The organism is Mediterraneibacter glycyrrhizinilyticus, from assembly GCF_015560805.1.
Taxonomy (GTDB): Bacteria; Bacillota; Clostridia; order Lachnospirales; family Lachnospiraceae; genus Schaedlerella; species Schaedlerella glycyrrhizinilytica_A.
In genome coordinates this window covers 34,836-48,732 of sequence record NZ_JADMSO010000008.1, presented here as the reverse complement: position 1 = coordinate 48,732, position 13,897 = coordinate 34,836, and the positions used below count along the sequence as shown (strand labels likewise).

Here is a 13,897-nt window from a genome sequence, read left to right as displayed (position 1 = left end):
AAAGGAGTGGTTTCATTCCCCTATAAATTTACACTACTCTCAAACAACTAACAGGCGAACAACCTACTTTATCAGTTTCATTCCCCTATAAATTTACACTACTCTCAAACCTCAAATTCGAGAAAACGACCTGCTATCGTTGCAAAATCTATAGGATCTATTTAAAACTCGCACAAATCACAATCAACAATCAAACGATTTTCTTGTTCTAATCTTTCAAAATCGTGACTATCAATTAATAACACTCTAAAAGAATGCCCAACCACAGTATTTACAAATTCTTGCAATTGTTCTTTTCTTATATAACTACTTAGATTAACAAAAATAAACAGCTTATCTCCTTCAAACTCACGTATTAACTCCATATACGCATAAATTTTATCCACAAGCCTAGAATATTCATCTGCCACAGTCAGTTCTGCTGCTTTAAGTATCTGTTGAAACGAAATATCATGGCATTCTATTTCTGAATCAAAATTAAGGCTCAAATCATTAATATATGTCTCAATTTCAGCCAGCAATTTTTGTGTTCTTTCATAGTATACCGCATCCTGACCACACTTTTCCATAGCCACTAATACTTTTTTTATTATTGTCCTACTATTCATTTCTATAGCCAACGGATCTGTAATTAATTCTACACATTTATGAAAACTGACAGGTTCATTGCGAACGGATAATACTGTATTACCTTCAAAATTATTTATCTGGCTTTTTATATCCATCAGTAGCTCATAAAAAAATTCTGGGGCTTCAATCACAAGTACACTAATTTCATGATCGGATATTTCTATCTTACTATTTATTTTGGGATGCACAATTTTCATAATATAACCAGCCTTTCATCGGTATCTATTACTTCTTCATCTGGTTTTCCTACCAAAAATTCCATTTTTGAAAATTGTTTTTCTGTTACTGTCAAAATCTGAACTAATCCTGCCGGTGGTTTAGCCTTTCGAATCGTATGGATCACGTTTTTTTCTACACTTTGATTTAAAACCATTCTACAATAAACAGATTCTTGCATCATAAAAAAGCCATTTTTCAAAAGTGTTTTTCGAAACAATCGATAATTTTTCATATCCTCTGATGTCTGTACCGGCAAATCAAAAAAAACTAAAACTCTCATAAATCGATAACTCATAATCCATAAAATGTAATCAACGACAAGTCCTTTTCATTTATTGCGTCAAAAATACTTCTCACATAAATCTTAATGCCATTAGTTAAGACTTGCCGTGTATTATTAATCCCTATTTCTTGCTGCAAAATTTCTACCATTTTGTGTTTTTCTTCTACTGAAAATGCTGTAAATCCACTGGAATAAACGTATCGATCTACCAGAATACGAAACGGTTCCATTAAATCACAACTTAAATTAAATTGATTGAACATGTTATCATGAAAAAATCCTAATTGTGTCAGATATCCATTTGCAACAATTTCTCTGTTAATTGTTGATAAAATAAGCGAATATCCATAGTTCAAAGCTGCATTAATTGAATTATCATCATTTCTGGTAAAATCTTTTCCAAATAACGCATTAAAATACACTTTGGCCGCATGTCCTTCACGGTTCGTTGCATCCCGATATTCCATCTCATCTATGTAGATTCTCAGTAAATCTTCTTCTTCCTTTTGTAAATCCAACAAAAAATCTGCCTGTTTTCGAATTTTTTCTTTTACAATTCTTGTCCAAATTTCCCCTTTAAGTTCTTCAGTCCATGACATTTGTAATTTGATTTTACTAGAACAATCATGGCATCCATAATAGGGCACCAATTCCGACTGCGGATTTCTTTTGCTGTCGCAAAAAATCACTTTAATCTTTTTCTGTATAAGTGCTTCCATTAAACACCCTGTAAGAGATACCGCAGGATTCTCTATAATAAGTGTATGGATATCATCTAAGAGAATCCTTTTTGTATCTTCTTTCCTCACTTCTAAGAAATTCATTTTATAATCTAATTTACAGCGTTTTGTAATAACTACCGTTCTAAAGCTCATAATAACTCCAATAAATTCTGAGATATTTTCCTATGTAGTCCAGCTGCAGAAATGTCTACAATCCGGACATCTTTGTATGATTTTTTCCAATTTGACAATTTAGAATTTTCTGTAAATATCCCTGCCTGTCCAGCTCCTCCCAATGCTTTTAAATCACAGCCGGTTGTTCGCCCTGTTTTAAAAATAGAAAGAACATTTAAAAGTGTATCTACCTGTTGTTCTAAGTTCAAATTTTCAAACTCCTTTTCTTTATCATGTAATACCTGTAGTTGACTACCAAATATTAAACAATAAGGCTTTTCTTTTACTTTGCTTGTTAAAAATAAAAATAACTCACCATTTTCTTCTTTCGTTATTTTGTCATATACTTCATCTACTAACAAAGAATTATTTTGTTTCTTCTTTTTAGCAAAGCTTTCCAAGCGTTTGATATAGCTTTCCTTCTTATTGTCAACAAACAACGGCATCATAGATCCAAATACTAATATCTTTCCTCCATTAGATTTACTTGCCAGGGTTGCTTCAAATCCATCAAATGTCAACAATGTGTTTACTTTCATTTTTCTCATACCCAACAGAAAACTTACTTCCTGCACTACATCTCTTGGTTTTCCAAGAATCTTTGCAATCGTATTTCTTGCATAGTCTTTTGCATAGGTTTCATTATCCATAATCCGTTCCGATTCCATCAAATCTATTGGAACAAACATTACATCTTGCTTTGGTTTCTTTCCCGCTTCAATATATTTTACTAACAGGAAATAACTGGCTGTTGATTTATTATATCCTCCATATTTTTCTGTATCCAATCCAACTTTTCGCTCGATTAACCCTGATGCTGCTCTCAAAGGCTGTTGGTCAAATAAACCTCCTTTTCTTTCAAACGCATATCTTGTATAGTGGACACTGTTTTTCGTGAGTATTTTTTTCACTCTCGCGATATCTTTTCCCCCCTCCCACACTAATTCTTTTCCGCGCCATACTTTGTTTTCAAAAATCACCTTTGTCTTTACCGAATATTCATCTTGATCAACTTTAAAGAATTTGGCAGTAAATCTGGCATGATACACTTCTCCTGCAACAATATTCAAATATGCATCTTTCGCATGATGTAAATCATTTACAATTCTGCTTTTCGCACATTTCAGAATTTCATTTCGGAAATCTGAAACAAGACCAGCCTTCACAAAAACAATTTCTGTTTCTGGAAAAATGTACTGAAAAATTCTTGTCAATGCTTTTGTAGACTGTCTAGTCTCCACCAGTTGCCGATTGATAAACTCCATTTTTTCTGTGTTTGAAAATCCACTACCCCTTGTCAGACGATGATATTTTTCATCTGAAATAAGTCTTTTTTCATGGTACACTCTCCACATTTCTCCCATCTTTTGTCTGATTTCTGCACTAATTGGATATTTATCCCCCTTTACTCCATTTTCTTCTGACAAAACAAGAACTTTATTTGAGAGGCTATCATCTTTTACTCTACACTGTGGATAAATATGATCCACATTATAAGCATCTGTTTTTAGTTTTTCGATATCTATTGACTTGCCGGAATACATACTTCTTCCAAGCTGCATAAAATATAGAAAAAGAACTTCACTTCTAAGTTCGCGTTCACTACAATCTTCCAATTGTTTTGATAATTCCCTTACTTCGCCCTTATCCATACCTTTATACAATTCTAAAATCTGATCTTTCCTTGATTTCTTTCTACTGCTTCCTTCTTCCTGTCCTCGTGCCATTTCCACATAGATTTTTTTTGGTGCTGTTTTGCAAACACTTTGAATATCTTTTATTACATCTAATGTTCTGTAAATTGGACGTTTTACCGCATTTGAAACATACATTTCCTCTAATAAAGATTCTACCGTCATCGGATGCTCTTCATAATATTTACGTTGTTCTTCTTCGATACTGTCTTTGAATGTATATCGATCTGAAAGCAATTGCATCAAATTATCATTTGTATCCCACAATGCCTGTATAATACTAAAACTTTCACCGGTTTCCTTATTTGCAGCTCGAATTCCAGTAAAAAATTCTCTAGATAATCTTCCAAAACCACTATATTTTAATTTTGATAAATACCTTCTGTCTTCATCTAAAAGTTTTGGGAACTCCCTCTCTAATCTCCGAAGCACTCTATTTTTTTCTTCAGAATATGTAATGCACTCAATAATTCGCTCTGCTTCTCTTTCATTTAAAACTCCTGAATTTAGAAGTCTTTTAAAATCATGCTGTGGTTTGAGAGAAGATTTTATAGTAACATCGATACCACCCAGTACATCTTCTTTTTTCATATAATTATTACTAATTAAGTATTTCTTTATCTTATCAACTGTTACTTTTTTATTTTCTTCAAAAAGTCTATAAATCTCCTGTTTACATTCCACGGAAATTGAGGTTCCATTAATTTTAATATTGTTTATTTCATTCAACACAGTAAATTTGCAATACAATAATGAATTCTGTGGCAACACAGTTTCACCTGGCAAATAAGAGCAATTATTTGTCATTCGGTTAATAAATGCTTCCTCACTTTGATCTAAATCCACCTTTTCTTCAAAATTCCAGGGATAAATTTTTCCTTCTGACTTTCGTTTCAACCATGCATATTTACTTGTTGAGCAAAGCGGACCCACATAATATGGAATACGAAATTCAAATATAGAAAGCAACTTCGTTTTATTAGAAATGCCCTGTTCATCTTCCTTTTTCAAAAACGGCAAATAGTTTTCTGCATTTTCCAGAATTTTTTTCAATTCATCATAATAAAGCTGATAAGGTATAACTCTATTATCTCCCGTTACCTGTTTCGGCATAAATGTGTATGTTTCCAATCGGAACATCATATCTTGATAAATTTCCTCATCTTCTTCATCAATTTGAACATCTTTTAATTTCTTTTTTAGATAATCGCAAAATTCTTCTTGTGTGATCTTCTTCTTATATTCTTTCGTTCTTTTTCCCTTTGGGATATTATATACATAAGATGCATAGTTTTCTTTTTCTGCATTTTTAAATATGGTCGCATACTCATTCGGGCAATACTTACGAACAAAACTCTTTAGTATCTTTAAATCCGCTTCATGTTGAATATAATCTTGCACCTTTGCTTCTGAAATACTGGAACATCCATGTAATGAATCCACTAACAATGCCCAATCATAAAGTGCGCGAAGTCGAATCAAATACTCTGAATACTCTGAATCCACTTCATCCATTTCATCTAAAAGCAATTGGAAGTCTTCCTCTGATTTTTTCAACGAAATAGAAATTTTCTCCTGAAATTCTTTCTGATTAAATAGTTTTCCAGCCTCTACAGTTCCTCCTGAAAGAAGTCGAATCAGTCCTTCTTTATTGATGTAATCCTCTTCATCAGTTTTAGGCTTTTTCCCATCGTATAGTAATCCCCAGAATTTTCTCTCTTTATTTTTAATCGTTTGATGCAATAAAAGAATATTTTTGAATTCTTCTTTATCAGAACATATCCATGGTGGCGTTGTAAAAAGCTCCATCAAATTTCCGTAAATCGAATCAAAATCAAGTAACTCGGTAATATTATCTTTATTTACTTCACTTAAAAAATGTCCTCTATGCGCCATAAGCCAGGCAATTGCTAAATAAACCAAGCGAACATCGTGCGGTTTTGTATTTTCCATCAGTTCTTTAATGAGATGATGAATTGTTGGATAATCTTTGTGATACTCTTTATCCGTATAATTTTCATCTTGAAAAAAAAGATAAGTATCTCTTCCACTGGTATCTTCCCTAAATAATGCACTTTCCTTCAATCGAACAAAAAATCTTTCATCAACTTCACTAATAGCTTTTGCAAAAATTTCCTGTGTCAAATGAACTCTTTGTTGTCTGCGATCTAATCGTCTACGTGCTGTTCTATGCATTCTTCTGTCTGAACATTGTTTTCCTTCTTCAAACACATGGGATCCCCACATTGATTCCCCTTTGTACTTCAACAAATTGAACCGTCCATCCGTTACTGCGTAGCCAACGGAGTTTGTTCCAATATCTAATCCTAAATAATAATTTTCTTTCACTCTTGACACCCCACCTCAAAATATGATATTTTAATTTTGTAAATCATTACCCTATAGATTTACACTGCAAGTTCAAATAATATTATTATGAATGCGTCAGATAACTGACAAACACAGTGTGTGTTATAAAAAGCCTATTTCATATAGGCTTTTTTATTTTATACCATCATATCATCAAGCGCTGATTTTTTTGTCCCATATCAGGCGACATTTTACACCAACTGATATTTAATCTTATTCTTTCTGGCATACACTTCTGCATATGAACCAAAAGAACATTGAAGAATAAACTGCTTATCCATATTGGCAAATGCATCTAAACCAATTTGTTTCACACTATCTGGAATAATCAGAAAATCCAAAGAACTGCATCCAAAAAATGCACGTTCACCAATCTCAACTAGATTCTTCTGCAATTCCACCTTTTTTAGATTTTTACAATTTTCAAACATTTTAGCTGGGATTCTTTCTATATTCTCTGAAATTGTTATATGATCTAACGAATCACACTCTGCCAAAAGTCCTTCCCCTACCCAGAACACACTCTTTGGAATAGCGATTGTTCGAAGTCCTGTTCCTTTCAACGCACCATCCCCAATCGTCTTTAATGCCACCGGCAATGATATTGATTTGAGACTGCTACAATTTTCAAAGGCTGAATCTTCAATCTCTTCGATACTGATCGGCAATACCACCTGATGCAGCTTATTACACCCAGAGAAAGCTTTTCGTCCAATATAGGATATTCCTTCTGTCAGAATGGCTTCCTCTGTCGGAGAATTACTGAAGCTGTCATCTGCGATCTCCACCACCGGCGTATTCCCGGATTTATTCTGAAAAATAATCGTTTTGTTCTTATCTCCACGAAATCCAGTCACTGCAAGACCTTTTCCTCTACGGCTTTTTTCATATGTAAATAGATCCCCATAAGATCTGCCAGAAGATGACTGTTCTCCTTGAATTGCCGGTCCGCTTCCCTGCTTCTGAATGGAAATGTCACAGGCTTTTCCCAGCACTTTTGCCCCATAGCATGCACACCATACTGAAACAATCCAGTCTGCATTAACACGGCTCATGCCAAAATCGTCCATAAGCTGCTTCACATATCGGAATGCAAAGGTATTATTGATGTGGGATGCAGTCTGAATATCCTGCGCAATTCCCATGTTATATGCCATCAGCAATAAATTGACATTCTTCGCCTGATCTGGAAATAAGTCTTTTACCAATGCCTTAAATTTCTTTCTATCATCAAGAAATGCCTGGTGTTGCCGCAACATCTCTTCAAAATCCTGTTCAAAAATAACTCATCACCTTCTTATCTGCTTTTGTACTATTCTCATGTCTTATTCCACACCAAGTGCTTTAAATACTGCTTCTTCTGCGGAAGAATAGAAAATCAAGCTAAATGCACCAACCAAATCTGATGGTACAGTTCCCAGATCACCTGCAGAAGTAATTGGCAATAATACTTTCTTCGCTCCACTGTCTAGACATACTTGCAGTGTACTTGCCAGCTCATCTACCTTGATCAGAGTACCTCCAATACTGATTTCACCAAGAATTGCAAGGCTGTTCAATGGTGTCTTTCCAAGTGCTGCGGAACAGATTGCAATTAACGTCGGCAATGCCAGGTTTCCTGTCATTCCAATGCCCTGCATATCCTGATAGTTAATGATATAATCCTTTGTTGTGGTACTGATCTGACCGGAAATACGGTTTCCATTTGCTTTCAAATAATTAAATGCTGTATTTGTTGCCTCTTTCGGCTCTTTTCCTGATCCAATGCCAGTACAAGTCAGCTTTCCATTTCCAGGCATCATCTGTGTTTCCAGCATATAGCAACCGATCATACCTGTCTTTGATTTGGAAACGGTATAAACAGATCCTGGTTTTCCCATGCCTTCCGGAATTAACTTGCCGCCGCCCTGCTCTGGAACGGAAACATAATGCTCCTCAAAACTGTCATTATCTGTATAAGAGAAATTCACATCATAGAACTCCATGCCGCCGATCTTTTTCAACTGCTCTTTGACTCTGCGACGAAGTTCCAGTGAAATCTCCACAATTTCACGCAATTCTTCTTTCGTTACCTCTCCATCCGGATAAAGAAGTTTCGTAAATCCGGAAATCATCTTACGAACAGCAATAGTATCACGCTGATTCAGGTTGTTTCCAAGGTGGAAATACTTGTCCATCAAATCACTATAGCTGTCTTTACGCAGTTCTCGCATAAATTCAGATAGATAATCTGTAATAAAACCATAATCATTCGTGAATGAATCTGGTCTGTATTTCGGAATCTCCCAACCTGGAATATAGCAGTGCATACGATCCAGGAACGCTGTATCGGTTCCCATTTCCGGTGGGAATGGGTCAAATAAGCTGGATGTCTTTAAAAGCGTATCTACACTCTGGTTGATATTTCCTACAAATACCATAGAAGCCTTAGCTTGGATCTCTGCTTTTCCTCGTGAAAATGCTCCGGATGCCATGTAACCTTTCATAATCTGGATTCCATCTTTATCTTTAAATTTAATACCGGCAACCTCATCAAAAGCAACACAGTCCCACATACCAACAAGACCTACTGTGTGATTGGACATGTTATAAAAAAGGTTCGCAACCGTTGTCTGTCCCCCTGCTACCAGAATACTGTTCGGAGAAATCTGCTCATATATGTAAGATTTACCGGTAGAACGTGGTCCCAACTCACAAAGGTTGAAGTTATTCTCTACTAGCGGAATCATACGTGCAATCAACAGCCATTTTGCTCTCTCACTAAAGCTTTCCGGTTCCAATCCCGTAGAACGGAGCAGGATATCCATCCATTCCTCTTTGGTAAATGCTTTTCTTCCATTTCTCACTTCATCCATATCCACATGCGGCATCTGGATTGGTGTCAGCTTGCGGATACGAATTGGCTGTGTATTCTTCTTATCTTCTTCAATAAATTCATATTCCATCTGCAGGATACACCAGATGCCACCACAGAGCAGACGGTCATAATCTTTTACATAATCCGGATGAATCGGGATTCCCTTTACACCCAGATTAGAGAATGTAGCTTCATAGCGGTCTTCCTTTGTATTCAGTACAACCGTGATACGGTCAATCACTGTATAACTACCTCTTTCACGCAAAAGAGAGAGAATCTTCTGTGCCTCATCCGGACGCACATAATTATCTCTCAAAATACGCTTTACGTTCTCCACTCCCTCTTCAATGATCTCGTCATCATCGGAATTACAGTACTGTCCAAGGAGATATTCCAGTACATAGACCGGAACATTGGCTCCCTCACGAATAGATTTAGTTAAATCCTTTCGGACAATGCGCCCATCATAGTATTGTCGGAGCTTTCGTTTTATTTCTTCTCTTTTGTCTTCAGTTGTATTTTCTCTATATTCGTCCATTTTTTCTCCCATCAATCTCTATATATTTCTTGCAAAAGAGCCTTATGCGACTCAAACATATCATCTAAACAACTGATTTGTTGATAATAATATGTAAAAATCGTCCTGTGATCCAATTTAACTGCAGAGATATTCGAAAAGTTATTCACAATACCTGCATGTAATGATTCAAGATAACGATCCATAATAGGCTTTGTCATAATATACTGAATATTTGTAGCTGATATTTCTTTAAGCATATCCGTAAATTGCAAGTTGTCATATATTTTTCCAGAACGTGCCTCTTTTTGGCGTTTATAATGTTTTTCTAGTTCCTGATGTACTTCAACATTTAAAACATCCTTGACCTTATTAAAATACTCAGCGTTTGTTTCCATTATAATATTTTCAACCACGTCTTCTGAGTTTTCTAAACTATAATATGAGCATAATAATTTTGCCAATTTATCAGGCTCAGCTGCAAATGTTGACTCTATGCCATAACCATTTTGAAAAAACACTTTAAATTCCGCACCACTGGTATCAACATTCTTTTTATCTACATTTCCAGCAGATTCTTTTTTATTACATGGAACACAGTCAGTATCTCTAATTAAAAGCCATTTGCAGTTTGTAGGAATTATACCTTTTAATGCACGTGAATATGTAATTAACTTAGCGTTTAAAGTATCTATTCCATCCATTTTTACAACTATTTTCATCGGAAAAGACACATTTGCATACTCTTCATATTTAGGACACATCGTATCAAGAAAGTCAATATCTCCCACTCCTTCTACTAAAATCAGTTTTCTAGCATTTCGTAACTTTTCAACATCTTCAAGATCTCCAACTAAATTTTCGAGAACAATCCCTTTATATCCTGCTGGAAGATGATCTACTATACCATTCTCTTTAGCACTTTCTGTCATGAACAAAATTTCTTCTTCATCCAATTCTTTCAAAAAACGATCGTTATGAGATATAATCAGTAACTGACTATTCGTTAATGTTCTCAATTCATTTATCAATCTTCTTTGTAATTTAGCATGAAGATGTGAATCTGGTTCGTCAATTAAAAGTAAATATATTTCTGGTTCCACATATTCTAATGAAGAAAATATTTCTGCAAGTTGTAAAAACCCACTACCATATGAAAAAATATTTTTACCATCCACTTTTATGGAAATATAAGTCTTATCATCTTTTTGCTTTTCAACGATTTGATAGTCTTTTCCCATTACATTATTGATATGTTCCTGCACATTCAAAATATTATCCTTAATTTTATTACGTAAGACCTCATATCCTTTTCCTTTTGCAATTTTATCCATTACCTGAGCTTTATACATATATGGTTCTTTTGCTATAATATTAGCAATCGGCCTTGTTTCACTAATCATAATAAAATTTGATAAATTTTTGCCGGGAATCGAATTAACCATTTCAGCAAATTTTTCAAATTCAGAGTAATCAATATATTTTGTTTGATAATATGCGTCATCCATAGAATCAACTTTTTCAAGTCTAAATCCTAATCTATAAGATATCCCATTATATTCAATTTCCAATGTAATCTCCGCTTCCGCATCCTTTTTTGAATAATTGTGTGGAAATAAATCCATGTCCTGATATACTCTAATATGTTCCATATCTCGGAATAAGAGATTATGTGCTTGTGCATAAAATCCCTTTTTGCTCTTTTTTATTGTGCCATCATAGCACATTTTCCACAATAAAATAGCTTCAAACAGTGTCGTTTTTCCTATATTATTTTCCCCGATAATCACATTAAAAATGGGGTTAAATTTAACAGTAATATTATAAATACTCTTAAAATTTTTTATTTTTAATGATTTAATCATTTGTTATCACCTCAAAATCCAAAATCATCCACGAACGCAATATCAATCATAAATTCATACTGCTGCAGTATATTCTTCTCATCATTTGCATCTGCCAGCACCAGATAATACTTGTCTCCATACTTATATTCTCTGGACTTCAATGTAAATTTCTCATGGAATGTTCTCTTCTCCGGTGCATCTTCTCTGCTGTTCGCCACAATCGGTACATCAAAGGATATCTTCTCTCCATCTTCAGTTGTAAAGTATGCCACCAGGCTTCTTGCTTTCATGGTATCTGTTACTTTCTCTGTCTGAATGAAATCAAAGTAGGTGATCAGGTTTGTGACTTTTCGATTGACAGAAGTTAAAATCACATCCACATAATCATATGCCACTGCTCTGGTATTGGTTGTCAATTCGATCACCGGTATCAGCATTTCCTGTAAGGATGAACCACCATGTACATAATTCTGTCCGCCACCAGCGACTTTGAAAATATCTGCTCCAATCGGTGTGGTCACATATAACTGATTCATATATTCCATCATTCTTGACTTCATTCCCGGTTCATTTACTTTCTGTGTCGTCAGCAGGAATCGCTTATTGGAGTAGGCACAGATTTCCCGATCATAAGACACTTTATCAAATTCATGTAGCTTATCTCTCTTATATAAGAATCCATGATCTGCAGTAACAAAGAACTTCGCTGCTGATATATAACCTGTCAGCTTCTTGATCAGTTTATGGATTTCCTCGATTGCCTCTGAACAGGCTGTAAACACTTCATTCTCGCTGGCTGGCTTATCTCCACGGGCATCTACCTGGTTGTGATAGATGTATACAATATTTTTCTTCTGCAATAACTCACGGATTTTCTCTTTATTTGCACTTGCCACTTCATCAAAGGACAATGCCACGTTGTTCTCATTCTGAGCTTTTAAGATCTTATCCCTTGAAGCCAGATCCCCGCAGTTCTGTCCGTCTACCGTTACATTCAGCTTTTCATCCACCAGCAATTCCTTATGTGGTAAAAGACTTGCCATTCCCACAGAGGTTACAGATGGAAGACCGCTAATCATGCAATCCAGCTTCGGTGTACACTTTTCATCCAATTCCAGTCGTTCCATCAACTCTTTGGCACATTCATACCGGAAAGCATCCGAAATAATTACGATCACACGGTTCTTTCCTTCGTATGCTTTCAGATAATTCCGATAGAAATCTTCCTGGCGTTTCAATCCGGTATCTGCCATGAGATTTTCTGTCAGTTCCTGATTCCATTTCGGAGTTACTTTCTGCAGGTAAGTAAAGGAATACATATTCTCGATCCGCTCTCTCACCTGTGCAAAACGCTCCGTATCTTCCATACAGTCATAGGCACTGTAAAACCATCTATAATAAGAATCAATCAAATACGTCTGTTTCTGATAATCTGCGACCATTTCTTTGATATCACTGGTTACTTCCATAACAGATACCGCTTTCATCATCTGATAAGCATATTTGATTGCCTGATATTCGTTTTTATATACATTTCCAAAATGACAGGACTTTGCTGTTCGCTGCTCTGCGATCTGTGCAAGGTTCATGCCATCAATCTGAGCATCCAGAATCTCGTCATTTAACTGATCCAATGCCCAGTCAATTAAAATACCATCCAGTCCCCGGAAGGCATCACAGTTTGCAATATCCAGGAGCTGTGCTGACTGATCTTTTGCTTTGTCCGCATCCTTTTTTAATTCATCCCGGATTCTGGATACAACTCGTAATGTCTTGTCCACTTTTTCTGATAATACATCATACGCCTCCTGATAAAGCACATTGTCCATCAGGTTCCGAACAAATACCACTACATCATTTTTCTTTTTTAAAATATAAGATTTCAGCACATCTGGAAGCGTATCTTTCAACGCTACCGATGCGTAAGTCAAAAGCATACATGCCGCCAGATCATCCATGTTCGGATTCTCAGACTGATATCCAAAATACTTCTCACATAATTCCCAGAACTTTTCAATCAGTCCATTGTCTTCTAGTGCTTTTAAATACGCTTCGTTATCATTCAATAACAGCTGTCTTATAATTTCTTCAAAATTCGGTGTCTTCACATCTGTAAGAACGGCAATAAGACCAATATCAATGGTCTCTACATTGAAATGGTCTATGCCAAGTTCTTTAAACTTCTCAATCCGATTTTTATTCTTCCAGAAATTGCTGTACTGTGCCAGATGCTCTTTAAACCGGTTATCAATTCCGAGCTCCTGCGACATCTGGGATACTCGGTCCGTATAGTACAGAACCGAGTAATAATACATATCTGCCAATGGATTCTCAGCATCATTTGGTTTCGGGAATGGTGCATATACAAGATACTTACCTTCTACATCTGATTCATTCAATAACCATTTTGAATAGAACCAGTTTGTACCATCCAGAATATGTAATTTTGCATTATCTAACTGAATTTCCGATACCTCATCCTCATATTCTCCCTTATCATCAAACCAGAATATGATACGGGTGTCTGATTTAGAAAATTCTGTATTTAGCTGTTCTTGTATATTCAATAAATCCATCTATGTCT

8 protein-coding genes and 1 CRISPR repeat array (1 of these 9 running past the window's edge) are annotated in these 13,897 nt (G+C 35.4%); all 8 genes read right to left on the bottom strand.

Features of this window, described 5'->3' with window-relative positions; translation table 11 throughout:
- Positions 1 to 110: a CRISPR direct-repeat array (repeat unit 36 nt; unit sequence GTTTCATTCCCCTATAAATTTACACTACTCTCAAAC); it reaches 383 nt to the left of the window's first position.
- A gap of 51 nt (positions 111 to 161) precedes the next feature.
- Complete coding sequence (gene csn2, locus I2H87_RS09360; RefSeq protein ID WP_117549504.1) at positions 162 to 827, bottom strand: type II-A CRISPR-associated protein Csn2; 666 nt, start codon at positions 825 to 827, stop codon at positions 162 to 164.
- Positions 824 to 1,129 (bottom strand): CRISPR-associated endonuclease Cas2, encoded by a 306-nt coding sequence (cas2, locus tag I2H87_RS09355; RefSeq protein ID WP_117549502.1) that lies wholly within the window; start codon positions 1,127 to 1,129, stop codon positions 824 to 826. The genes csn2 and cas2 overlap by 4 nt, the downstream gene beginning before the upstream one ends.
- A gap of 11 nt (positions 1,130 to 1,140) precedes the next feature.
- Entirely contained in the window at positions 1,141 to 2,007 is an 867-nt protein-coding gene (gene cas1 / locus I2H87_RS09350) for a type II CRISPR-associated endonuclease Cas1 (protein WP_117549500.1), read from the bottom strand.
- On the bottom strand, positions 2,004 to 6,071 hold the full coding sequence (gene cas9, locus I2H87_RS09345; RefSeq protein WP_195609805.1) for a type II CRISPR RNA-guided endonuclease Cas9: 4,068 nt from the start codon (positions 6,069 to 6,071) through the stop codon (positions 2,004 to 2,006). Before cas9 ends, cas1 begins: the two co-directional genes overlap by 4 nt.
- 212 nt (positions 6,072 to 6,283) lie before the next feature.
- On the bottom strand, positions 6,284 to 7,351 hold the full coding sequence (locus tag I2H87_RS09340) for a leucine-rich repeat domain-containing protein (RefSeq protein WP_117549497.1): 1,068 nt from the start codon (positions 7,349 to 7,351) through the stop codon (positions 6,284 to 6,286).
- A 66-nt stretch (positions 7,352 to 7,417) separates the two neighbouring features.
- The gene (gene brxL / locus I2H87_RS09335) at positions 7,418 to 9,487 is read right to left on the bottom strand and encodes a protease Lon-related BREX system protein BrxL (protein ID WP_117549622.1); all 2,070 of its coding nucleotides are present in this window, start codon (positions 9,485 to 9,487) and stop codon (positions 7,418 to 7,420) included.
- Positions 9,488 to 9,498: 11 nt separating this feature from the next.
- Complete coding sequence (locus I2H87_RS09330; protein ID WP_117549495.1) at positions 9,499 to 11,331, bottom strand: ATP-dependent nuclease; 1,833 nt, start codon at positions 11,329 to 11,331, stop codon at positions 9,499 to 9,501.
- A gap of 11 nt (positions 11,332 to 11,342) precedes the next feature.
- Positions 11,343 to 13,889 carry a BREX-1 system phosphatase PglZ type A gene (gene pglZ / locus I2H87_RS09325; RefSeq protein ID WP_117549493.1) on the bottom strand — a complete coding sequence of 849 codons (2,547 nt, stop codon included), beginning with the start codon at positions 13,887 to 13,889 and terminating at the stop codon, positions 11,343 to 11,345.
- Positions 13,890 to 13,897 lie beyond the last annotated feature (8 nt).